Source organism: Ruegeria sp. BB10, assembly GCF_056535725.1.
The window spans coordinates 1942194-1963107 of the sequence record NZ_JBQFIW010000001.1 but is presented as its reverse complement, the minus strand read 5'-3'; the positions used below and the strand labels follow the sequence as shown (position 1 = coordinate 1963107).

The following is a 20914-nucleotide window of genomic DNA, read 5'->3' as shown; positions in this document are numbered from 1 at the left end:
GATCCGGTGATGCCATCCCGACCGCATGGCCGCAATGCGACAAATGCCTCTGGCCCGCGGGGGCTTTCTGCTATAGGGGTGCGCACTTGCAAACAGGATCGCAACACACATGACCACACGCGCCGGATTTATCGCCCTGATCGGAGAGCCCAACGCAGGCAAATCCACCCTTCTGAACCGCATGGTCGGGGCCAAGGTCTCGATCGTGACGCATAAGGTGCAAACCACCCGCGCCCGCATTCGTGGTGTGGCGATGGAAGGGGATGCGCAACTGGTATTCGTTGACACGCCCGGCCTGTTCAAACCCCGCCGTCGTCTGGATCGCGCCATGGTCGCGGCCGCCTGGGGCGGGGCTGCGGATGCTGATGTGGTGGTGCTGATGGTTGAGGCGCATCGCGGCATCACCGAAGGGGTCGAACGCATCCTCGAAGGTCTGGAAGAGATCGGGCAGGGCCGTACCATCGCGCTGGCGATCAACAAGATTGACAAGGTCCCGTCCGAGAAACTGCTGGCGCTGACCAGCGATCTGAACGCGCGCTATCCTTTTGCCGAAACTTTCATGATCTCGGCCGAGCGCGGCTATGGTGTGGACGATCTGCGTAAGTGGCTGGCCGCAGAACTGCCCGAAGGGCCGTGGCTGTATCCAGAAGATCAGATTGCCGATCTTCCGATGCGCATGATCGCCGCCGAGATGACGCGCGAGAAACTGACCCTGCGCCTGCATCAGGAACTGCCCTACCAGTTGACCGTCGAGACCGAGAACTGGGAGGAACGCAAGGACGGGTCCGCCAAGATCGATCAGGTCATCTATGTCATGCGCGATGGTCATAAAGGTATCGTTCTGGGCAAACGCGGCGAGACCATCAAGGCCGTCAGCCAGGCGGCGCGGGCCGAGCTGGAAGAGTTCCTCGACCGCAAGGTTCATCTGTTCCTGCAGGTCAAGGTGCGTCCGAACTGGCTGGAAGAATCCGAGCGCTATTCGGAAATGGGGCTGGATTTCAAAGACGGCAACGCATGACGCGCCTGACGGCTGATTTCTGGGTCCACGCCTATCTGGCGCGGCTGCGGTTTCAGGACATTCCGGCCTACGTAGTGGCCCACGGGGACGACACGGCCGGCGCTGTGCTGGTTAAGCTGAACACTCTGGACGGGCGGGCCGTGGCCTTCCAACGCAGCTTTGATCTGATGAGCGGCGAGCGCAAATGGGTTGAACTCTCTAGCGGTGCGGAAATGGATGTGGATGAAGCCATTAAACGCCAGCGCAGCTTTGACCCAGACCTTTGGGTGATTGAGGTAGAAGACCGGCAGGGGCGGCATCTTCTTGGAGAAGAAGGGCTGGATTAACTGCAGCTTGGTCTGGCGGACAAAGTCTAACAATCTATTTCTATTTAGCGTTACAACCTGCACACTGAAATACCATCTGGAATTGTGCCCCCTTCTTAAGAGTTTGGAATTTATGAAAACCTTCTTGTTAGCCTGCCGTCTTCCCTTTTTGCTCTTGGTTTGCACAGCGACTTCCGCAGCGGCGCAGCCCAGATTGGGTTGGATCTATCAACTTGACGGGCTTGCTGCTTTTCAGGGCGATGCGAGTTTGAGTGGAGGTGGAGAGTTCTCGGCAAGCCGTGCTTTTGTGCGAACCACCGCGCTTTATAACATGGACGGAGGGAACTCCGTTGGGGTGTCGGCTAGCTTCGGTAGGTTCGATTACAACTTTAGCGAAGCAAATAACCAGCCTTGGGAAGATATCCGAGACATTCGCGTTTCCTTGCCAGTGCGGATTCGAGTTGGAAATACAGCCACCGCCTTTATATCGCCACAGATCAGATGGGACTATCAAAGCGGCGCTACTGCCTCGGACGGACGTACCTATGGAGCTTTTGCGGGTATTGCATGGAAGCTAAGTGAGCGTCTTACCATCGGCCCTGCATTTGGCGTGTTTTCGCAGTTGGAGGATGACGATATCGATTTCTTCCCAGCCTTGTTGGTGGATTGGGATATAAACGACCGCTGGAACTTGAACACAGGCTCAGGGATTGGTGCTACCCAAGGTCCAGGACTCACGCTCAGCTACGCGCTAAATAACGAAATGAACCTGTCGCTTTCGGCTCGCTCCGAGAGAATACGGTTTCGATTGGATGGAGATGGCTTGGCTCCGGATGGGGTGGGTGAAGACAAAAGCATCCCTGTTGTGCTGGCGTTAGGTTACAGTCCCAATCCTGGCGTTTCGTTGAATGTCTTTGCAGGGGCTGAGTTGGATGGCCGTTTGACATTGGACGATGCAAATGGTTCGGAACTCAGTCGCCAGAATTACGAAACGGCACCATTGGTCGGCTTTGCGTTCAGAGTAAGGTTCTAATTGCCCTTCTGGTTCAGTTTTTCCCTCTAGACTACCCGACCTGCGACTATCCTTTGAAAACCTGGAGCCATGGGGGACCGGGATTGGCCTAGTGCGATCACGGCATACTTCTGAATCTAATTGTTGCGTCAAAATCGGAGGTATTGATACCGCACAGACAATTGTCGATTGACGCGCAAAGAAACCACTCTTATCCAGCCAGTTCCACCCCGGTTTTGCGCAATACCTCGGAAATTTTGGCACCGTCTTGAACCGGGCCTGGTGCTTCACGATCAAGGTCCGCGAACATCTCGATGGCGCGCGAACCCCTGCCGCTTATCTCAAGCAGATGTGCGCCCCCGGGGCCAAACTTGAAACTGTGTACTGTCCCGGCCGGGAAATGAACCAGCGTACCGGCGGGGGCGCTTCTGGTTTCCTCGTCCATGACAAATTCGACCTCGCCTTTCACCACAAAAAAGGTCTCATCCCAAGGGTGCGTGTGGGGCGGTGGGCCATTGCCTTCGTGACCGTAATTGAGCGTGACTGCATAATCCCCGATCTGTTCAAGACGTGCTAGCACAGTGATTTTGTCGCCAAGAACGTTCAGGGGTTCAGGGTAGTCGGAAGGTGAGGTGAAAAAAGGTGTTCTCATGGTGTACTCCTGTCTGTTCTCGGGGCGTATCCCGTTCAAATCAATCAATGAACCTGCCCCAGCAGCGCGCCGGTGCCGTTGATCATAGCATTTGTCGGAAGGTCTGGGGACTTTTACAGAATTGCAGCGGAACCGGCATATATCTTGCGCATGATCGGTTGTTGCGGTCTTGTGGCCGGGAAGTTCTATACCCATCAGGAGCCCACTTTGGATTGGCGTGATCACGGCATCCTTCTGACCTCGCGCCGCCACGGCGAAACGGCGGCGATCATCGAGGTTTTTACCGAAGGCCACGGTCGCCATGCTGGGGTTGTGCGCGGGGGCGCCAGCCGCAAGACCGCGCCGATCCTGCAACCGGGGGCGCAGTTGGACGTTCTGTGGCGCGCGCGACTTGAGGAACATATCGGAACGTTTCAGGTTGAACCCCTGCGATCCCGCGCGGCGGCGGCGTTTTCGGGGCGCTTGGCGCTGGCCGGGTTAAACGCTGTTGTCTCCTTGTTGTCCTTTTGTCTGCCGGAACGAGAGCCGCACCCTGCCGTCTACAATCAGACGGAACAGCTGATGGATTTGCTGGGCCAGGATGAAATTTGGCCGCTGGCTTATCTACGGTGGGAACTGGCCATGTTGGAAGAGCTTGGGTTCGGGCTTGATTTGTCCGTTTGCGCCGTGACGGGCACACGTGAGGGGCTTGTTTATGTCTCGCCCAAATCCGGCCGGGCGGTCAGCGGCGAAGCGGCAGGGGAATGGGCGGATAAGCTGTTACCTCTGCCGCCTTGCCTGCGCGGAGAAGGCGCTGCGCCGGACGCAGAGATCGCAGCGGGTTTGCAAACGACCGGGTATTTTCTGGAACACCGCGTGGCCCCGTCGCTGGGGCACCACCCGTTGCCAGAGGCGCGGGCACGATTTGTGGATCAGTTTACTCGACGGCTGTAAACACCATCTCGTGCCCGTCTTCATTTCGCAGGATCAATACATCACCAGAGACCTCGGACTGGGTCATGGCCATAAGGGCTGCGAAGTAGAACCCTTCAGCCTCAAGCCCGGCACAGGCGGCGCGGGTCGCAGTAAGGTCTGCGATCTCAAACCACGGATATGGCGCGTTCAGAGTACCGCTGTAGCTGTTGCAAGGGGCATTTCCTGCTATCTTGCCTTCCTCGGGAAAGCGCAACAGGGCGCTGGTCTCAAAGGGTTGTCCGTCGATTTCCTGCAACGCCCATGTTTGATCAGCCGCGCCGTAGGCAGCGACGGTTTCGTCTTTGTCGCATTGGAAAAGGGCCAGCAGGGGTAGGGTCAGGATCAGGCGGGTCATGGGATGGTCTTAGCGCAACCTTTGAGCGGACGGAACCGACGTCAGTAGGGGATCTCGCCGCTAATCAGTTCTTCCCGGACCTCCAGACGAGGGCGCCAGTTATACTTGGTATCTTCCCGGACCGGCTCCCATGTCAGCGCACCGCTGGCCCGCCAAGGGTCAAGGATAATCCCGTCATACATCGAATCCCCCTTGGCACTGATCAGGGCCGAGTGGTGGATGATCCGAAACGCCGTCGGCGGGGAAGTCGCCCAGTGCAGGTCCAGCGTGCGGAAATTCTCTTGCTTTAGGCGTGTGGTCATGGCCTGAGCCCAATCATTGCACAGCCCAAACTCGCGAAAGCCGTTGATGACCTTGGCGTTGTGGATGATGGCTGAGTCTGTGACGTTCCATTCCTGCTTCAATTGCTGGGAATAAGAGTAGGCAATCGTGGCGGCTTTGTTTGCCTCGGCCGGATCGACCTCGGGGCCAAGGGCCAGGATGGCCATCGCCAGATCGTCAATATCGCTTTGGCCGACGGTCGGTTGCTTGGTCGCGCATCCGCCAAGGGCGATTGCGGCTAGAACCGCACACAGTGCGAAAAGTGGTCTGGTCATTCTTCGTGCCATTCTTTCTTGAGCGCAGGATGCTCTAACCAGGTTCGTACCTGAGATCAAAGGGGAAGTTCGCCATCAGCGGATCACAACCTGCCCCGAACAGAAAAAGACCCGGCGCCAGGGCCGGGTCAGTTGGGGAAACGGGAATACCGAAAACGGTCAGCTCAGCAGTCGTCTTGCGATAACCTGAGCCTGGATTTCGGCAGCCCCTTCGAAAATATTCAGAATACGCGCATCGCACAGGACACGGCTGATCTTGTATTCCAACGCAAAGCCGTTGCCGCCATGGATTTGCAGACCGTTGTCCGCAGCCGCCCAGGCCACACGCGCGCCCAACAGTTTGGCCATACCTGCCTCAAGATCGCAGCGCTGGCCGTGATCCTTTTCCCAGGCCGAGAAATAGGTCAGCTGCCGCGCGATCATGATCTCAACCGCCATCATCGCCAGCTTGCCCGAGACACGGGGGAAGTTGATCAGCGATTTGCCGAATTGCTTGCGGTCCTGCGCGTATTGCATGGCGATATCCAGCGCACTTTGTGCCACGCCGATGGCGCGGGCTGCGGTCTGGATACGGGCCGACTCGAAGGTTTCCATCAACTGTTTGAAGCCTTTGCCCTCTTCGCCACCCAGAAGGTTTTCACCTTTCACATGGAAACCGTCAAAACCCAGCTCATATTCCTTCATGCCGCGATAGCCCAGCACTTCGATCTCGCCACCGGTCATGCCGGGGGTGGGGAAGGGGTTCTCGTCCGTGCCAGTTGTTTTTTCAGCCAGGAACATGGACAGGCCGCGGTGATCGGTAGTGTCCGGATTGGTCCGCGCCAGCAGGGTCATCACATGGGTTCGGGCCGCGTGAGTAATCCAGGTCTTGTTGCCGGTGATCTGGTAATCGCCGTTCTCATCCTTGACGGCGCGTGTACGCAGGCTGCCCAGGTCGGAACCGGTATTGGGTTCCGTGAATACAGCTGTTGGCAAAATTTCGGCGCTGGCCAGTTTCGGCAGCCAGTTGGCTTTTTGCTCGTCGGTGCCACCCGCGATGATCAGTTCGGCCGCGATCTCGGACCGGGTACCCAGTGAACCCACACCGATGTAACCGCGCGACAGTTCCTCGGACACCACGCACATCGAAGCTTTGGACAAGCCGAAGCCGCCGAATTCCTCGGGGATGGTCAGGCCGAAGACGCCCATTTCGGCCAGTTCTTCGATGATTTCGATCGGGATCAGCTCGTCCTTGAGGTGCCAGTCATGGGCGTTCGGTTCGACCTTTTCCTGTGCATAGCGGCGGAATTGGTCGCGGATCATTTCCAGTTCTTCATCCAGACCCGAGGCGCCGAACATGGTGGAACCGGCCTGATCACCCATCAGGCCAACCAGTTGTGTGCGGGCGGCCTGTGTGTTGGCCTGAGCCATCAGCGTCTGGACTTCGGTGCATTGGAAACCGGACAGGGCGTCCCAGCCAAGGCCCATATCTTGCAGACGCACGACCTCTCCCTGGTTCATCGGGATGCCACCTGCGACCTGATGCAGATACTCACCAAAGGCGATCTGATGCAACAGCTGTTCCATTTCGCCAAATTTGCCATCTGCATCCAGGGCTTCGGCCCAGCGTTGCATCTGTTGTAGTGATTGGTTGTACGTCGCCAGCCACGAAAGGCCGTGGGCGGCGGTTTGATTGGCTTCAATCAACGCGCCAGAGACCCGGCCGTCAGCGGTGACTATCCCGCGGACCGACTCGCGGGCGCGTTCAAAAACTGCTTCAACGGCAGGCAGGGCCGCGCGGGTCAGCGTCAGAAGGTCGGGCAAAATCGCGGATGTCGTCATATGGGTCATATCCTGTCCGTCATGGGCCATGAATCACGTCCTTCTTTAGAGTCGTCTGGTCATACCATGCTGCACGTGCAGCGCAACAAAAATGCGAATTAAGCAGTGAAAAAGTTCGAAAATTGCTTTGTCGATTTTGCGATGCAGCGCGCGCCAAGAGTGTTATCACGGGCGCATGACATTGTTTTCCTTACTCAGTCCGCATGAATTGATGCTGGCCGCCGCCCTTGCTTTTGTTGCGGGGTGGGTCAAGGGCATGGTTGGATTTGCCATGCCGATGGTTCTGGTGTCGGGGCTGAGTATGTTCTTGCCGCCCGATCTGGCGATCGCCGGGTTGATCTTACCAACGCTGGTAACCAACGTGTTTCAGGCCCTGCGCGAGGGGGTGCCCGCCGCCGTGTCCGCGATCAAGCAGTTCCGTACCTTCTTGATGGTAGGTTTTGTGTTCCTGCTGTTGGGGGCCCAGGTTGTCAGCGCCGTGCCCGCGTCCACGTTTCTGTTGATGATTGGCCTTCCGGTTACGGTTTTCGCGCTGTTTCAAGTGCTGGGAATGCAGTTGACACTGAGCAAACCATCGGCACGTGTCGAGGTGTGCATAGGCGCGATTGCCGGGTTTATCGGAGGGATGTCCGGCATCTGGGGGCCGCCAACCGTCGCCTATCTGACTGCACTGAACACACCGAAGGCAGTGCAGATGCGCGTGCAAGGCGTGATATACGGACTGGGATCAGTGGCATTGTTGCTGGCGCACATAGCGTCGGGCATTTTGCGAGTCGAGACGGCACCGTTCTCGGTTGCTTTGGTCCTGCCGGCACTGTTTGGTATGTGGGCGGGCTTGCAGTTGCAATCACGAATCGATCAGGCGTTGTTTCGAAAGGTAACGTTGCTGGTTTTGCTGGTCGCAGGGGTGAATCTGCTTCGTCGTGCGCTAATCGGTTAGTGGCGCCTGTCCGCAAGCCGAAAGGCAAAATATAGCCCCAGCATCAGGAAAAACAGACCTGAGATATCACCGATCAGAAAGGCGACATATTCGACGCGCGCGCTGCCAAAAGCCAGATTGGTCAACCCCGAGACAAGGAAAGAGGTGACGATCCCAACCCCCATGACGCATGACCAGCAAGGTTTGCGATCAGCGTGGGGAAACAGATCCCAACCTGCCCACTTAAATAGATAGAACACCGCAGGAACGGTGGTGACGGCAATGAACATCGCCATCAGTCGGCTTGGCAGAAACACGTCGCTGCCGCCGAGAACGGCAAAAACCAGGAAAACGCCGGGCAACAAGGCGAATATCGCCCGCCATCCTAACAGCCACGCCGATAGAACCCGCACCCCGTGCGGAAGAAACAAAAGACTGGCCCGACTGGGGTATTCCGGAAAAAACACGTTCTGAAGCGGCATCAGGACCTCAAAAGTGAGGTACGATGCGGCGACATAAGCCGATGAGGCAAAGAGCGTGTCAGTAGCCCACCTGCGCACGTTGATCAGCCACCTGTACGCAGGAAGAAGGCATTACTTGGGTGCATGAACGATATACCGGCCCCGGTTGGCGGTACCGCTTTGCGACAGATACCCTTTCTGTACCAACGATTTCAGCGCACGAAAGAATGTCGGGCGCGAGACGCTTTGAACCAGCGTGTGTTCAATCAAGCCGAATGTGCGCACTTCGTCATCGGATTTGGACAGCTCTTCGGCGGCGTAATAAATGTCACGCTCAACCGGAGACAGCTGTTCCAGGCCCAGCGTCCGTTCCATGCTCTGCATCAGTTTACGCAGTTCGGTCAGTTTTGAGATTTCTGTCATATTCTACCTGTCGCTCTTCGTGTCGATGCCGCTTCACGGCGACAAAATGCGATTTACCGATTTCTTAAACAATATCAGTAAGTCTCATATTGACACTCATCCCCTTTAGCTTACACTAGTCACGTTTTCAGGTTGCTCATCGTGCTGATGTGAGAGTTCGCCCGAGCCACCCAAAGGTCTTTTTTCTTTCCGCCCGGTGCGTAAGCGCCGGGCTTATTCATTTCAATAGCGTCGAAATTACCTCAGGCAGGCATGCCGGGCAACGCATTTGTACGTGAAGTCTGTATTATGCAACTTTAGCGAGAGCTCTTTTGCGATACCCACTAAGGAAAAAGGGGGCGTCAGCGCCCCCTTGTCCAATTACCCGATTGCAACGGCTTTGATGTCGTCGTCGATGAACGGCAGGTACTGCTCAAAGTTCTCGGCGAACATCTTCACCAGTTTCTCGGCCTGTTTGTCGAATGCCGCCTGATCGTCCCAAGTGCGGCGCGGGTCCAGCAGAACCTCGGCTACGCCGGGTACGGTCACCGGCACGTCAAAGCCGAAATTTGCGTCCTTGCGGAATTCGGCATCACGCAGCGAACCGTCCAGTGCCGCAGTCAGCAGCGCACGGGTGGCTCTGATCGGCATCCGCGACCCAACGCCGTAGGCACCGCCGGTCCAGCCGGTATTCACCAGCCAGCAGGTCGCGCCGTGCTGAGCGATTTTTTCACGCAACAGGTTGCCGTAAACTTCCGGACGGCGCGGCATGAACGGCGCGCCGAAACAAGTCGAGAAGGTCGGCTGGGGTTCGGTGACGCCACGCTCGGTTCCGGCCACTTTGGATGTGAAGCCCGACAGGAAGTGATACATCGCCTGCGCCGGGGTTAGCCGCGCGATCGGAGGCAGAACGCCGAACGCATCGCAGGTCAGCATGATGATGTTCTTAGGGTGACCACCCAGTGCGCTGCTGGACGCGTTCGAGATATACTCGAGCGGATAAGCGCAGCGCATGTTTGCGGTCAGCGAGTCGTCGTCGAAATCCAGTTCCTTGGTTTCGGGGTCGAAAACCATGTTTTCGATGACCGTGCCGAATTTGCTGGTTGTCGCATAGATTTCCGGCTCGGCCTCGGCATTCAGATTAATGGTCTTGGCATAGCAGCCGCCTTCAAAGTTGAAGGTGCCGCGATCCGACCAGCCATGCTCGTCGTCACCGATCAACGTACGCGACGGGTCGGCCGACAGGGTAGTCTTACCCGTGCCGGACAGGCCAAAGAAAACAGCGGTGTCGACTGGATTGCCAACCGCGTGGTTGGCCGAGCAATGCATCGGCATCACACCTTTTTCCGGCAGCATGTAGTTCAACAGGGTGAATACGGACTTTTTGTTTTCACCTGCGTATTCCGTGCCGCCGATCAGGATCAGCTTGCGATCGAAGTTCAGTGCAATCACCGTCTCAGACTGGCAGCCGTGCTTTTTCGGGTCGGCCTGGAAGCTGGGGCAGTTGATGATGGTGAAATCCGCGATGAATTCATCCAAATCCTCGCGATCCGGACGGCGCAACAGGTGGCGGATGAACAGGTTGTGCCAGGCCAGCTCGGTGACCATCCGAACGTTGATCGAATAGGCTGGGTCTGCTCCGCCAACGAGGTCCTGCACGAAGTAATCCCGGCCCTTCATGTGAGCCAGCATATCATCATAAAGCGCGTCAAAGCCTTTGGGGCTCATCTCGGCGTTGTTTTCCCACCAGATAGAGTCAAGGACGCTTTCAGTTTTGACGACATGTTTGTCCTTGGGTGAGCGACCGGTAAACTTGCCGGTAGTGACCAGAAATGCCCCGCCGTTGCCAAGTGTACCCTCGCCACGCTTCAACGCCTCTTCAATCAGCGCCGGTTCCATGAAGTTGTAATAGACATTGCCCAATCCCTCGATGCCCTGATCTTCGAGGCGGAATTGCGGGTTAACCCGTCCAGATGTCATGTGTGTCTTCTCCTGTGGCGGCGCATTGGCGATTGGCCTGGATGCGCTCTTGGGGCATTTGCCGGAAAAACCCGGCGGTCAAGCGCCTCTTATCACGGTCGTTTAGGGCATGAACAGGACGGTTTGGCGCAGTTAGCGCCACCAAGCTCAAGTTTAGCGCCACCAAGAATTTCCTGATGGAAATCTGGGCAGTATTTTGCGGGCTGCAAGGCATTTTTGCCGCATAGCTGCCGCAAGAATGGCATGATTCGCAGTTACGGATTGATTCGGCGCGTCAAAACCGCCAACAATGACTTACAAAAAAGCGTATTATTGCGTAGGTGAGCAGGAATAGGGGTGAACCCGATGTCAAAGATTGCACTGGTGGACGACGACAGAAACATTCTGACGTCCGTGTCCATGACGCTCGAAGCTGAAGGATTCGAAGTCGAAACCTATAATGATGGGCAGGCGGCTCTGGATGCTTTCAACAAGAAACTGCCCGATATGGCCGTGCTGGATATAAAGATGCCGCGTATGGACGGTATGGATCTGTTGCAACGGCTGCGACAGAAAACCCAGATGCCGGTGATCTTTCTGACCTCGAAAGATGATGAAATCGATGAGGTTTTGGGCCTGCGCATGGGCGCGGACGACTATGTAAAAAAGCCCTTTTCCCAACGTTTGCTGGTCGAACGCATCCGCGCATTGCTGCGTCGACAAGAGGCGACGGCGGGTGATGCGACCAACGCCAATACCGGCGAAACCAAGGTGATGGAACGAGGCGAACTGCGGATGGACCCGTTGCGCCATGCGGTCAGTTGGAAGGGTGCGGATGTCTCGTTGACGGTGACCGAGTTCTTGCTGCTTCAGGCGTTGGCGCAGCGACCGGGCTTTGTCAAAAGCCGTGATCAGCTGATGGATGTTGCATATGATGACCAAGTCTATGTCGACGACCGGACCATCGATAGCCACATCAAGCGCCTGCGCAAGAAAATGCGCACCGCAGACCCTGAGTTTTCGGCCATCGAAACGCTGTATGGTATCGGATACAGGTACAACGAAGAATAAGTGTGGCCACTGAGAAGGGGTAACCGGGTCTCGTGCGCGATACGGAACAAGCAAACGAGTTGCGCGACGGTGACGTCGTTCTGGGGGATGATTGGGTCATCCCACAAGACCCGGATTCGGCTGAACTCCGGGCCTCGCGCCGACGTCGCAACATGTTCTCGCTGCGCGGGTCGCCCCTTGCGCGTCGGATTATTACCTTCAATCTGATTGCCCTTGTGATCCTGGTCACCGGGTTGCTGTATCTCGACGATTCTCGCGAAGAGCAGGTCCAGCAGACTGCGCGCAACCTGATCGGGGACGCGCAGCTAGTCAGCAATGTGTTCGAAGCCCAGCTGCGTCAAAACCAATCCGGAACCGCACAGGATGCGGCGGCGTTGGACGTTAAGGATACGCTGGCGGGGCTTAGCCTGCCTGACGGCGGCGAGGTCTTTGTCTATGACATGGATGGAACGCTGATCGGCTGGACGCGCGGAGTTTCGACCTCAACGCAGACCTATGCATTGCTGAAAACCGAAGCCGAAGTGCAGACCGGGAGTACTCTGATCAGTGACGCACTGAACGCTGTGTGGACCGGGCTGTCCCGGGTGTTCACCCGTTCCGACCCCGACGAAGCACCAACGCTGGCACAGCGCGTGCAGGAAATCATTCCATTGTCGATTCAGGGGCAGAAGCAGATAGAGGCGGTAAAGGATGACGCTGGTCAGACGGTCATCGTTGCCGCGGCTCCGATCCTGCAAAGCGGCGAGCCGGTGGGCGCCGTCGCAATGGCTGGTCCTGCTGGACAGATTGACGCGCTGGCCCGGCGCGCGCAGGAACGCATTTTGCAGATGTTTGTTGTAGCATTGCTGGTGTCCATCGGTCTCAGCCTTGTTTTGGCCTCGACCATCGCCAACCCGTTGGCCGATCTGGCCGCTGCGGCCGAGATGGGCAAAGATCGCGGTGCCGGGGTAAATCCCGGCCGTATCCGCATCCCGGACCTCAGTGCGCGGCCGGATGAAATCGGACGCCTCAGCCGCGCCCTGCGTGGGATGGTAACAGCGCTGTATAATCGTATCGATGCGAATGAACAGTTTGCCGCCGATGTGGCGCATGAGATCAAGAACCCGTTGGCCAGCCTGCAATCCGCGGTGGGAACCCTGCGCGTGGTCAAACGCGACGACCAACGCGACAAGTTGTTGGGCGTGATCGAACATGATGTGCGGCGGCTGGATCGTCTGGTCAGCGATATTTCGAACGCATCGCGTCTGGATGCCGAACTGGTCAAAGAAGAGGAACAACCCTTTGATCTGCTGAAATTGCTGGGCAATATCGGTCAATATCTGGGCGAAGAGGCCCGTACCAAAGGCATCGACTATATCACTGACCTGCCGTCTCAGCCGATTATCGTGAACGGGCTCGAAGCACGGCTGGCGCAGGTATTCGTCAACCTGATCACCAATGCGATTTCTTTCTGCGAAGACAGCGATGCCATTCGGGTCTGGGTGCGGCGTCGCGAAAACCGGGTATTGATCGTGGTCGAGGATACCGGCCCGGGCATCCCGGAACAGGCGCTGACCAAAATCTTCAAACGGTTCTATTCACAGCGTCCCGACGAGCATTTCGGCAATAACTCGGGCCTTGGACTGGCGATCTCGAAACAGATTGTCGAGGCCCATGGCGGTGTGATTTGGGCCGAGAACATCCGCCCAACCGAGGCAGATATTACATCAGACCCACAAGGCGCGCGCTTTGTCGTGGGGCTGCCTGTATAAGCGCATGAGCGGCAAGACCCTCTTGGACATCCAACATCAAGACAAGGCCATCCTCCATGCGACATGTGTTGCCGTCGAGGGGCAAGGCGCATTGATTCTGGGGCAGTCGGGTTCGGGCAAGTCGGCGCTGGCCCTGCAGATGATGGCGCATGGCGCAACTTTGGTGGCTGACGACCGAATTGCCCTGTCGATGGTGGGCGATACGGCTATGGCTGATACTGCTCCAAACCTACGTGGATTGATCGAGGCACGGGGCATTGGTTTGCTTCGGGCGCACACGGCGGGGACAACGCCGATCCGCTATGTGGTTGATCTTGATCAAAACGAACCCGCCCGCTTGCCCGATCCCGATAAGACCCTAGTTCTAAAGCAATCCGTTCCCTTGCTACGGGCGGCAGGCGTCCCCAATTTGGCGGCAGCACTCATGCAACTTTTGAAAATGGGACGCGTGGACCCGGAATGGCCCAGCACATGACCTCGCAACGGCGCATCGTTCTGGTAACCGGCCCCTCGGGCGCCGGGCGCTCGACGGCGATTCGCGTTCTTGAAGATCTGGGTTTTGAAGCCATCGATAACCTGCCGATGGGTCTTTTGATGCGCCTGCTGGACGGTCCGCAAAGCGATCGTCCAATGGCGCTGGGCATCGACGCACGCAACCGCGATTTCTCGACCATCGGATTTATTGAGCTGGCGGTCAGGCTGCGGCGGATGGAGCAGGTGGACTTGACTACCCTCTATCTGGATTGCAGCGACGAGGTATTGCTGCGGCGTTTCTCGGAAACCCGGCGTAGGCACCCTGTGGCCACAGATGCCAGCCCGGAAACCGGTGTGCGGCAGGAAAAGGAACTGTTGGCTCCGATCCGCGAGATCGCCGACACATTGATCGACTCCAGCCCGCTGAACGTCCACCAATTACGCGAAGAGGTCGAACGCTGGTTCGCTCCCAAAGGCGGCCGGCATCTAGCTGTTTCGATTGAATCTTTCTCGTACAAGCGCGGTTTGCCGCGCGGGTTGGATATGGTGTTTGACTGTCGGTTTCTGGACAATCCGTACTGGCGTCCTGACTTGCGGGCGAAAGATGGTCGAAACCCCGATGTCGCGCGCTATGTACAATCGGACACGAACTACGCACCTTTTTTCGACCGGGTGGTGGATCTGCTGAAACTCTTGTTGCCGACCTTCCGTGCCGAAGGCAAAGCACACCTGTCCGTGGCCTTTGGGTGTACCGGAGGGCAACACAGATCGGTGGCCATGGCCGAAGCGGTTGCAAAGGCCCTTGCAGAGGAGGGGCAGCAAGTGGCAATTAGGCACCGCGAAATGGAACGTCGATCGTTGAATGTGAGGCCGGATTGATCGGGATCGTACTCGTAGCACATGGTGGGTTGGCCAAAGAGTATCTGGCCGCCATGCAACATGTGGTCGGAAAGCAGCCCGGCCTAGTCGCGATTTCGATCGAGGCTGACCATGACCGTGCCGCAAAACAGGCTGAAATCTGTGCGGCTGCTGACAGCGTCGATGTCGGGGATGGGGTTGTTGTTGTAACTGATCTGTTCGGGGGCAGCCCGTCGAACCTGAGCTTGCGGGCCTGCGCGCCACAGGATCGCCGTATCCTTTACGGTGCAAATCTGCCTATGTTGATCAAACTGGCCAAAACCCGCCACCTGCCCATAGCAGATTCAGTACGGCAGGCGATGGAGGCTGGACGCAAATATATCAATGCGCAAAACATTACATTAGAAGAAGACCGGACAGATTAAGAATGACCAATCGAAGCCTGAAAATCATTAATGAAAAAGGTTTGCATGCCCGCGCCTCGGCCAAGTTGGTTGAGGTGGTCGAGGGCTTTGACGCACAGGCCGAAGTATCCAAAGACGGATTTTCTGCATCCGGCGATAGTATAATGGGCCTTTTGATGTTGGCAGCCTCGCGCGGAACGACTATTGACGTCGAGACGTCCGGACCGGATGCTGAGGCGTTGGCTGATGCCTTGGAAACCCTGGTGAACGACAAGTTCGGGGAAGGTTTCTGATTTCATCCGCCGCGTAACGAAGAACGGGAAGACCTGGAATTGGCGGAAACAACGCACGAGACGAAGACCGGCCCAGTGGTGGATGGGACCACAGATCAGGGTGAGATCTACGATCGTAGAACCCTGACCTATGCGAATTCGTTCGATGATGTCTGGACGTCGACGGCCATTCGCGCCATCGAATGGTGTACTGGCAAGCTGACCATTCTGCGTATGGTCAACAAGTTCGAAAAGAAGAACGAATATTATCGCGGCCAACGGTTCTGGGGTGGTGCGCTCAAGACGATGGGCATCGACCTGACCACCCCTCAGGAACAAATCGCCCGTATACCTAAAGAGGGTCCCGTTGTTGTGGTGGCGAACCACCCCCACGGTATGGTTGACGGGATGATCTTGGCTGAACTCATTGGCCAAGTGCGCAGCGATTACCGCATCCTGACCCGTTCTGTTCTGACGGGACTGGACGAAGCCGCGACGTCGTTCATGATCCCGGTGCCATTTCCCCATGACCCCGAGGCGCAAACCAAGATGCTGGAAATGCGCAGCAAGTCGATGGACCACCTGAAAGAAGGTGGTGTCGTTGCCTTGTTCCCGTCAGGCGTGGTGATGTCCTCGGACGACTGGTTCGGCCCGGCGCAAGAGCGGGAGTGGAACGTGTTCACCGCAAAGATGATCCGCCGGTCCGGTGCCAAAGTGGTTCCGATCTTCTTTCCGGGCAGAAACTCTCGCGCTTATCAGATTGCCAACAAGCTGTCCCCGATCCTGCGACAAGGCCTTCTGCTGCATGAGATCGTGCGGTCGTGCAACAAACCGCAATCACCGGTTATCGGCGATCCGATCTCGGACGAGGACATGCAATTGCTGGAACGCGACCCGCGTGGCTTCATGGCTTGGCTCAGAAAACACACGATGTCGCTGGCCGAAACGCTAAAAAACTGATCCGTTTCTTAATCTGGCCAAAAATACCTTGGAGGTGAGGGGGCTGACCCCCTCTGCCTTAACGGGTCGGAATCGGAACCTCGCCCCGATAGTCATAAAACCCGCGTTCGGTTTTTCGGCCCAGCCATCCGGCTTCGACATATTTGGTCAGCAACGGGCAGGGGCGGTATTTTGTGTCGGCTAATCCTTCGTGCAACACGTTCATGATCGCCAAACAGGTGTCCAAACCAATGAAATCGGCCAATTCCAACGGCCCCATCGGGTGATTGGCGCCCAATTTCATGGACTGGTCGATGGATTGCACATTGCCCACGCCTTCGTACAAGGTATAGACCGCCTCGTTGATCATCGGCATCAGAATGCGGTTCACGATGAAGGCGGGGAAATCCTCGGCGCTGGCGGCGGTTTTACCCAGACGATCCACCACGGATTTGCAAGTGTTGAAGGTCTCTTCGTCCGTGGCGATCCCGCGGATCAATTCGACCAGCTGCATCACTGGCACCGGGTTCATAAAGTGAAACCCCATAAACCGTTCAGGCCGGTCCGTACGACTGGCCAGGCGGGTGATTGAAATTGACGACGTGTTCGACGTCAGAATCGTGTGCGGTTGCAGGTGCGGCTGCAAATCCTCGAAGATCGCCTGCTTGATTGATTCTCGCTCGGTGGCGGCCTCGATCACCAGGTCCGTTTGCCCCAGTTCCGGCAATTCCAGTGTCGTCTTTACGCGTTTCAGGGCGGCTTGCATCGCCTCATCGGTAATTTTCCCGCGCGAGGCCTGACGCGCCATGTTGCCTTCGATTGCGGCGACGGCAGCTTCCAGTGCATCCTGGTTCACGTCATTCAGCAGAACGTCATATTCCGCAAGGGCCAGGACGTGGGCGATACCATTGCCCATCTGGCCTGCGCCAATCACTCCGACTGATTTTACGTCCATGTTCTGATGCCTCTGTGTCTCGGGATTGAAGGGACAGTACCGGCAGATCGGTAGGGGCGGCAAGGGGATCGGACCCATCGAATTTGTCTAAATTGCGCGCATTAGGAATTTCTCAAGACATGCGGCTGCAAGATGGCAACCGGGTGAAAAATGGGTGAGTGTTATGAGCTATCATCAAACAGGCTCGGCAGGTGCCGGGCATGCCGTATGCCAATACGGTCAATCACGTCTTTGGTTTCGGGGACCAGAGAGGTCTTTGGACACGGCCTATATGGCCTGTGTCGGCGGGGATGAGACCTATGGGCGATTTGTTGACCGTCCTTATGCAGCGATTCTAGAGGACAGGCTGGACCGGCGCTGCCTGAATTTGGGCAGCCTGTTTTGCGGCGTCGAGGCGCTGTGCGGCGATGCAGGCCTGTTCACGCTGTTGAATGGGGCCGAACTGTGTGTGTTACAGGCGCCCGGGGTTCTGAGCCAGTCAAACCACTTTTACCGTGTCCATCCTCGGCGCAACGACCGGGTTTTGGCACCAACTCAGGATCTGATCGACCTCTACCCCAAGGTTGACTTTACCGATGTCCATTTTGTGGGCCACCTGATGCGGCGGCTGCAAGACTATCAGGATGCCCGCTTTGAGGTTGTGGCAGAAGAGCTGCGTCGTAACTGGGTTCGGAAAATCAGCGACCTGCTGCAAAGGTTGAAGGTACCGGTCCTGCTGCTGGCGCTGAAGGTGCTGCCGCAAAAAAATGATGAACATCAGGAAGAGAGGGCACCAATGACAGTCACTCCTGAAATGCTAAAGGCCGTGCGGCCTTTCTGCGCCGATTGTGTCGAAGGCACGGCTTGTGTGTCCGGGCATTCAAATGAGCTTGAGGATATGTTGTTCGGTACGTTGCAACAGCCGATGGCCGAGCACATGATTGGCCCAGCGGCACATCGGTCAATCGCGGATGCACTGGTTAGTCCAATTCGGAACCTGCAATGAAAAAGGCCCGCCACGTGGCGGGCCTTGCTAGATTTTTCGGCGAAAAATCTTTTTCTGCTATCAGCCAAGCTTTTCGGTCAGTTCCGGCACGGCCTGGAACAGGTCGGCAACCAGTCCGAAGTCTGCGACCTGGAAGATCGGTGCTTCTTCGTCCTTGTTGATCGCGACGATGACCTTGCTGTCCTTCATACCGGCCAGGTGCTGGATCGCGCCCGAGATGCCGACGGCGACATACAGGTCCGGGGCAACAACCTTACCGGTCTGCCCAATCTGCCAGTCGTTCGGTGCATAGCCCGAATCGACCGCCGCGCGCGAGGCACCAACCGCCGCGCCCAGCTTGTCGGCCAGACCTTCGATCAGTTTGAAATCGTCTTCCGAGCCGACACCACGTCCGCCCGAGACAACGACCCCAGCCGAAGTCAGTTCCGGCCGGTCGCTTTCGGCCACCTTGTCCTCGACCCAGGACGACAGGCCTTCGGAGCCGGGAACCGAGATGGTCTCGACCGTGGCCGATCCGCCTTCGCCCGCCGCGTCAAAGCTGGCGGTCCGCAGAGTGACAACCTTTTTGGCGTCGTTCGATTTCACGGTCTGGATGGCGTTGCCCGCATAGATCGGGCGCTCGAAGGTCGAGCCGTCGACCACGCCCGACGCGTCCGAGATCACCATCACGTCCAGCAGCGCGGCAACGCGCGGCATCACGTTCTTGGCGTCGGTGGTGGCAGGGGCAACGATGTGCTCATACCCGTCGGCCAGCGACACGATCAGTGCGGCGGTCGATTCCGCCAGGCGATGACCCAGCGAGTCGTCTTCGGCAACCAGAACCTTGGACACACCGTCGATCTTGGCAGCGGCTTCTCCAGCAGCAGCGGCGGAACCGCCAGCGGCCAGAATGGTAATGTCGCCCAGAGCCTTGGCGGCATTGACGGCCTTGGCGGTGGCGTCCAGCGCCAGCTCGCCATTGTTAACCTCGGCAAGAAGAAGAACAGCCATTACACAGCCCCCGCATCTTTGAGTTTCGTAACCAGCTCATCAACCGAGCCGACAATGATGCCCGCAGCACGCGCCGGCGGCTCTTCGGTCTTGACGATCTCAAGGCGCGGGGAAACGTCTACGCCGTAATCGGCGGCGGTCTTCTCCTCCAGCGGCTTTTTCTTCGCCTTCATGATGTTGGGCAGCGACGCATAGCGCGGCTCGTTCAGGCGCAGATCAACGGTCACGATGGTCGGCATCTTGACGCTGATGGTCTGCAGGCCGCCGTCCACCTCGCGGGTGATCTTGGCGGCGTCGCCTTCGATGTCCAGCTCGGACGCGAAGGTGCCTTGCGACCAACCCAGCAGGGCCGACAGCATCTGACCGGTGGCGTTCATGTCATTGTCGATCGCCTGCTTGCCGCACAGCACGATGCCAGGCTGCTCTTCTTCGACCACCTTGGCCAGGATCTTGGCCACGGCCAGCGGCTCGATGTCTTGATGCACGTCATCGGCGGCCACAACCAGAATGGCGCGGTCGGCGCCCATGGCCAACGCAGTGCGCAGCGTCTCTTGCGCCTGTTTCACACCGATCGAAACGGCCACAACCTCTTCCGCCTTACCGGCTTCTTTCAGGCGGATCGCCTCTTCCACCGCAATCTCGTCGAACGGGTTCATCGACATTTTGACATTGGCGAGATCGACACCGCTACCGTCCGCTTTCACGCGAACCTTCACATTGTAGTCAATCACGCGTTTGACAGGCACGAGTACCTTCATTTTAGCGCTTGCTCCTCACAAAAAACGGTAAGCCGCGTTGCGACTCCACCAATGCTCTCGGACGACTGAATAACGTCTGAATTCGCCCTGCAACAGAGCAAAATCGTCACGTCATGGGTTTGGGACGTCGCGTTTCGTGTTTTTTGACGTTAAGGTCCGCGACTTAGCGGTTCGCTCCCGGAACCCATAGCACATCCTGCGTGCCGTTTTCATTGGCGCAACGTGCGGCGACGAAGAACCAGTCGCTGAGACGGTTGAGGTATTTCACCGCAACCGTGTTCACCGGTTCCATATTGGTCAGTTCTACCGCCAGCCGTTCGGCCCGGCGTGAAACAGTGCGGCACACGTGAAGATGTGCCGCCAGACGCGAACCACCCGGCAGAATGAAGCTGCGCAGCGGCTCCAATGCTTCGTTCATGGCGTCGATTTCCGCTTCCAACCGGTCGATCTGGGCTGGCACGACGCGCAGCGGGGGATAGTCGGCCTCGGCATCCTTTTCCATGTCGGGACGGCAGAAATCGGCGCCCAAATCGAACAAATCGTTCTGGATACGGGACAGGGCGGCTTCGACATCGCCCTCGGCTTCGGTGCGGGCCACGCCAACAAATGCGTTCAACTCGTCAACAGTGCCATAGGCAGCAACACGGCCGGAATACTTTGCAACGCGTTCACCATTGCCCAGAGCGGTTTTGCCGTCATCGCCAGTGCGCGTGTAAATCTTGTTGAGAACGACCATCTATTGGGCTCCTTGTCCACGCAACCAGACGTAAAGCACGATCAGCACTACGGCAATGAACTGAAACAGGATACGCAGGCGCATCATCTTGTTGCTTTTCATCGCGGCCTCTTTACCGCTTTTGCCAAAGTTTGAGATGCCAATCGCCAGCACGACGACAACAGCCGCCATGGCCAACAGCAAAACGACCATCATTAGGTCCATGGGTACACCGTCCGCGTTTTTTGTTTCCTTGGGCTATCATCTAGCCCCATAGGTGTGAAAAGC

At 57.3% G+C, this 20914-nt stretch carries 25 protein-coding genes; 13 read left to right on the top strand and 12 right to left on the bottom strand.

All coding sequences use genetic code 11. The features are described 5' to 3' along the window. Positions 1 to 109: 109 nt before the first annotated feature. The 3 genes from era to ACR3EP_RS09950 all read left to right on the top strand — a co-directional run bounded on the left by era (position 110) and on the right by ACR3EP_RS09950 (position 2356). Positions 110 to 1018, top strand: coding sequence for a GTPase Era (gene era, locus ACR3EP_RS09960; RefSeq protein ID WP_170350374.1), 909 nt, complete (start codon positions 110 to 112; stop codon positions 1016 to 1018). Further along, on the top strand, positions 1015 to 1344 hold the full coding sequence (locus ACR3EP_RS09955; RefSeq protein ID WP_480637572.1) for a DUF1491 family protein: 330 nt from the start codon (positions 1015 to 1017) through the stop codon (positions 1342 to 1344). The genes era and ACR3EP_RS09955 overlap by 4 nt, the downstream gene beginning before the upstream one ends. Positions 1345 to 1456: 112 nt before the next feature. Further along, positions 1457 to 2356 (top strand): hypothetical protein, encoded by a 900-nt coding sequence (locus tag ACR3EP_RS09950; protein ID WP_480637571.1) that lies wholly within the window; start codon positions 1457 to 1459, stop codon positions 2354 to 2356. Positions 2357 to 2546: 190 nt separating this feature from the next. Here ACR3EP_RS09950 and ACR3EP_RS09945 read toward each other — a convergent pair whose 3' ends face one another. Continuing rightward, positions 2547 to 2987, bottom strand: coding sequence for a cupin domain-containing protein (locus tag ACR3EP_RS09945; RefSeq protein WP_480637569.1), 441 nt, complete (start codon positions 2985 to 2987; stop codon positions 2547 to 2549). A 207-nt stretch (positions 2988 to 3194) separates the two neighbouring features. Here ACR3EP_RS09945 and recO point away from each other — a divergent pair, with 207 nt between their 5' ends. Then, positions 3195 to 3920: a DNA repair protein RecO gene (recO, locus tag ACR3EP_RS09940; protein ID WP_170398698.1), complete on the top strand. Its 726-nt coding sequence runs from the start codon at positions 3195 to 3197 to the stop codon at positions 3918 to 3920. Here the strand turns inward: recO and ACR3EP_RS09935 are convergent. The 3 genes from ACR3EP_RS09935 to ACR3EP_RS09925 all read right to left on the bottom strand — a co-directional run bounded on the left by ACR3EP_RS09935 (position 3904) and on the right by ACR3EP_RS09925 (position 6743). Then, positions 3904 to 4296, bottom strand: a complete 393-nt coding sequence (locus tag ACR3EP_RS09935; protein WP_480637567.1) for an META domain-containing protein — start codon at positions 4294 to 4296, stop codon at positions 3904 to 3906. The genes recO and ACR3EP_RS09935 overlap by 17 nt on opposite strands. Positions 4297 to 4337: 41 nt before the next feature. Then, complete coding sequence (locus ACR3EP_RS09930; RefSeq protein WP_480637565.1) at positions 4338 to 4892, bottom strand: hypothetical protein; 555 nt, start codon at positions 4890 to 4892, stop codon at positions 4338 to 4340. A gap of 159 nt (positions 4893 to 5051) precedes the next feature. After that, complete coding sequence (locus ACR3EP_RS09925; protein ID WP_480637563.1) at positions 5052 to 6743, bottom strand: acyl-CoA dehydrogenase family protein; 1692 nt, start codon at positions 6741 to 6743, stop codon at positions 5052 to 5054. Positions 6744 to 6888: 145 nt separating this feature from the next. Between ACR3EP_RS09925 and ACR3EP_RS09920 the strand changes: the two genes are divergently transcribed. Then, complete coding sequence (locus ACR3EP_RS09920) at positions 6889 to 7653, top strand: sulfite exporter TauE/SafE family protein (protein WP_480637561.1); 765 nt, start codon at positions 6889 to 6891, stop codon at positions 7651 to 7653. Here ACR3EP_RS09920 and ACR3EP_RS09915 read toward each other — a convergent pair. The 3 genes from ACR3EP_RS09915 to ACR3EP_RS09905 all read right to left on the bottom strand — a co-directional run bounded on the left by ACR3EP_RS09915 (position 7650) and on the right by ACR3EP_RS09905 (position 10475). Next, the gene (locus ACR3EP_RS09915; RefSeq protein WP_217356018.1) at positions 7650 to 8114 is read right to left on the bottom strand and encodes a hypothetical protein; all 465 of its coding nucleotides are present in this window, start codon (positions 8112 to 8114) and stop codon (positions 7650 to 7652) included. The genes ACR3EP_RS09920 and ACR3EP_RS09915 overlap by 4 nt on opposite strands. A 111-nt stretch (positions 8115 to 8225) precedes the next feature. Continuing rightward, positions 8226 to 8516: a hypothetical protein gene (locus tag ACR3EP_RS09910; RefSeq protein ID WP_170350384.1), complete on the bottom strand. Its 291-nt coding sequence runs from the start codon at positions 8514 to 8516 to the stop codon at positions 8226 to 8228. 360 nt (positions 8517 to 8876) lie between these two features. Beyond that, entirely contained in the window at positions 8877 to 10475 is a 1599-nt protein-coding gene (locus ACR3EP_RS09905) for a phosphoenolpyruvate carboxykinase (RefSeq protein ID WP_170350385.1), read from the bottom strand. A 345-nt stretch (positions 10476 to 10820) separates the two neighbouring features. Between ACR3EP_RS09905 and ACR3EP_RS09900 the strand changes: the two genes are divergently transcribed. Genes ACR3EP_RS09900 through ACR3EP_RS09870 form a run of 7 tightly spaced genes read left to right on the top strand, consistent with a single transcriptional unit; the run spans position 10821 to position 16244 of the window. Beyond that, positions 10821 to 11525 carry a response regulator transcription factor gene (locus tag ACR3EP_RS09900; protein ID WP_170350387.1) on the top strand — a complete coding sequence of 235 codons (705 nt, stop codon included), beginning with the start codon at positions 10821 to 10823 and terminating at the stop codon, positions 11523 to 11525. A gap of 32 nt (positions 11526 to 11557) precedes the next feature. Beyond that, positions 11558 to 13276: an ATP-binding protein gene (locus ACR3EP_RS09895; protein WP_170377531.1), complete on the top strand. Its 1719-nt coding sequence runs from the start codon at positions 11558 to 11560 to the stop codon at positions 13274 to 13276. 4 nt (positions 13277 to 13280) lie between these two features. Then, positions 13281 to 13751, top strand: a complete 471-nt coding sequence (locus ACR3EP_RS09890; RefSeq protein WP_480637559.1) for an HPr kinase/phosphorylase — start codon at positions 13281 to 13283, stop codon at positions 13749 to 13751. After that, on the top strand, positions 13736 to 14629 hold the full coding sequence (rapZ, locus tag ACR3EP_RS09885; protein ID WP_254429537.1) for an RNase adapter RapZ: 894 nt from the start codon (positions 13736 to 13738) through the stop codon (positions 14627 to 14629). The genes ACR3EP_RS09890 and rapZ overlap by 16 nt, the downstream gene beginning before the upstream one ends. Continuing rightward, the gene (locus ACR3EP_RS09880) at positions 14626 to 15033 is read left to right on the top strand and encodes a PTS sugar transporter subunit IIA (protein WP_170350392.1); all 408 of its coding nucleotides are present in this window, start codon (positions 14626 to 14628) and stop codon (positions 15031 to 15033) included. The genes rapZ and ACR3EP_RS09880 overlap by 4 nt, the downstream gene beginning before the upstream one ends. 2 nt (positions 15034 to 15035) lie before the next feature. Beyond that, a complete protein-coding gene (locus tag ACR3EP_RS09875) occupies positions 15036 to 15305 on the top strand; it encodes an HPr family phosphocarrier protein (protein WP_170328297.1) in 270 nt (89 codons plus the stop codon). A 39-nt stretch (positions 15306 to 15344) separates the two neighbouring features. Beyond that, complete coding sequence (locus ACR3EP_RS09870; RefSeq protein WP_170518092.1) at positions 15345 to 16244, top strand: lysophospholipid acyltransferase family protein; 900 nt, start codon at positions 15345 to 15347, stop codon at positions 16242 to 16244. Between the two features lie 58 nt (positions 16245 to 16302). Here the strand turns inward: ACR3EP_RS09870 and ACR3EP_RS09865 are convergent, their stop codons facing one another. Continuing rightward, entirely contained in the window at positions 16303 to 17178 is an 876-nt protein-coding gene (locus tag ACR3EP_RS09865) for a 3-hydroxybutyryl-CoA dehydrogenase (protein WP_170377533.1), read from the bottom strand. 163 nt (positions 17179 to 17341) lie between these two features. Between ACR3EP_RS09865 and ACR3EP_RS09860 the strand changes: the two genes are divergently transcribed. Then, positions 17342 to 18163, top strand: a complete 822-nt coding sequence (locus ACR3EP_RS09860; RefSeq protein ID WP_480637556.1) for a DUF6473 family protein — start codon at positions 17342 to 17344, stop codon at positions 18161 to 18163. Positions 18164 to 18223: 60 nt separating this feature from the next. Here ACR3EP_RS09860 and ACR3EP_RS09855 read toward each other — a convergent pair whose 3' ends face one another. The 4 genes from ACR3EP_RS09855 to ACR3EP_RS09840 form a co-directional block, all read right to left on the bottom strand. Further along, positions 18224 to 19153, bottom strand: a complete 930-nt coding sequence (locus ACR3EP_RS09855) for an electron transfer flavoprotein subunit alpha/FixB family protein (protein ID WP_480637554.1) — start codon at positions 19151 to 19153, stop codon at positions 18224 to 18226. Continuing rightward, positions 19153 to 19911, bottom strand: a complete 759-nt coding sequence (locus ACR3EP_RS09850; protein ID WP_170350401.1) for an electron transfer flavoprotein subunit beta/FixA family protein — start codon at positions 19909 to 19911, stop codon at positions 19153 to 19155. Before ACR3EP_RS09850 ends, ACR3EP_RS09855 begins: the two co-directional genes overlap by 1 nt. Positions 19912 to 20074: 163 nt before the next feature. Beyond that, positions 20075 to 20647 carry a cob(I)yrinic acid a,c-diamide adenosyltransferase gene (locus ACR3EP_RS09845; RefSeq protein WP_170360066.1) on the bottom strand — a complete coding sequence of 191 codons (573 nt, stop codon included), beginning with the start codon at positions 20645 to 20647 and terminating at the stop codon, positions 20075 to 20077. Next, positions 20648 to 20851 (bottom strand): twin transmembrane helix small protein, encoded by a 204-nt coding sequence (locus ACR3EP_RS09840; protein WP_170350405.1) that lies wholly within the window; start codon positions 20849 to 20851, stop codon positions 20648 to 20650. It lies immediately after the preceding gene. Positions 20852 to 20914 lie beyond the last annotated feature (63 nt).

Bases quoted from the DNA above. Each gene is read 5' to 3' on its own strand.
- era (WP_170350374.1), top strand. From the start codon at position 110: ATGACCACACGCGCCGGATTTATCGCCCTGATCGGAGAGCCCAACGCA.
- ACR3EP_RS09955 (WP_480637572.1), top strand. From the start codon at position 1,015: ATGACGCGCCTGACGGCTGATTTCTGGGTCCACGCCTATCTGGCGCGG.
- ACR3EP_RS09950 (WP_480637571.1), top strand. From the start codon at position 1,457: ATGAAAACCTTCTTGTTAGCCTGCCGTCTTCCCTTTTTGCTCTTGGTT.
- ACR3EP_RS09945 (WP_480637569.1), bottom strand. From the start codon at position 2,987: ATGAGAACACCTTTTTTCACCTCACCTTCCGACTACCCTGAACCCCTG.
- ACR3EP_RS09935 (WP_480637567.1), bottom strand. From the start codon at position 4,296: ATGACCCGCCTGATCCTGACCCTACCCCTGCTGGCCCTTTTCCAATGC.
- ACR3EP_RS09930 (WP_480637565.1), bottom strand. From the start codon at position 4,892: ATGACCAGACCACTTTTCGCACTGTGTGCGGTTCTAGCCGCAATCGCC.
- ACR3EP_RS09925 (WP_480637563.1), bottom strand. From the start codon at position 6,743: ATGGCCCATGACGGACAGGATATGACCCATATGACGACATCCGCGATT.
- ACR3EP_RS09920 (WP_480637561.1), top strand. From the start codon at position 6,889: ATGACATTGTTTTCCTTACTCAGTCCGCATGAATTGATGCTGGCCGCC.
- ACR3EP_RS09915 (WP_217356018.1), bottom strand. From the start codon at position 8,114: ATGCCGCTTCAGAACGTGTTTTTTCCGGAATACCCCAGTCGGGCCAGT.
- ACR3EP_RS09910 (WP_170350384.1), bottom strand. From the start codon at position 8,516: ATGACAGAAATCTCAAAACTGACCGAACTGCGTAAACTGATGCAGAGC.
- ACR3EP_RS09905 (WP_170350385.1), bottom strand. From the start codon at position 10,475: ATGACATCTGGACGGGTTAACCCGCAATTCCGCCTCGAAGATCAGGGC.
- ACR3EP_RS09900 (WP_170350387.1), top strand. From the start codon at position 10,821: ATGTCAAAGATTGCACTGGTGGACGACGACAGAAACATTCTGACGTCC.
- ACR3EP_RS09890 (WP_480637559.1), top strand. From the start codon at position 13,281: ATGAGCGGCAAGACCCTCTTGGACATCCAACATCAAGACAAGGCCATC.
- rapZ (WP_254429537.1), top strand. From the start codon at position 13,736: ATGGCCCAGCACATGACCTCGCAACGGCGCATCGTTCTGGTAACCGGC.
- ACR3EP_RS09875 (WP_170328297.1), top strand. From the start codon at position 15,036: ATGACCAATCGAAGCCTGAAAATCATTAATGAAAAAGGTTTGCATGCC.
- ACR3EP_RS09865 (WP_170377533.1), bottom strand. From the start codon at position 17,178: ATGGACGTAAAATCAGTCGGAGTGATTGGCGCAGGCCAGATGGGCAAT.
- ACR3EP_RS09860 (WP_480637556.1), top strand. From the start codon at position 17,342: ATGAGCTATCATCAAACAGGCTCGGCAGGTGCCGGGCATGCCGTATGC.
- ACR3EP_RS09855 (WP_480637554.1), bottom strand. From the start codon at position 19,153: ATGGCTGTTCTTCTTCTTGCCGAGGTTAACAATGGCGAGCTGGCGCTG.
- ACR3EP_RS09850 (WP_170350401.1), bottom strand. From the start codon at position 19,911: ATGAAGGTACTCGTGCCTGTCAAACGCGTGATTGACTACAATGTGAAG.
- ACR3EP_RS09845 (WP_170360066.1), bottom strand. From the start codon at position 20,647: ATGGTCGTTCTCAACAAGATTTACACGCGCACTGGCGATGACGGCAAA.
- ACR3EP_RS09840 (WP_170350405.1), bottom strand. From the start codon at position 20,851: ATGGACCTAATGATGGTCGTTTTGCTGTTGGCCATGGCGGCTGTTGTC.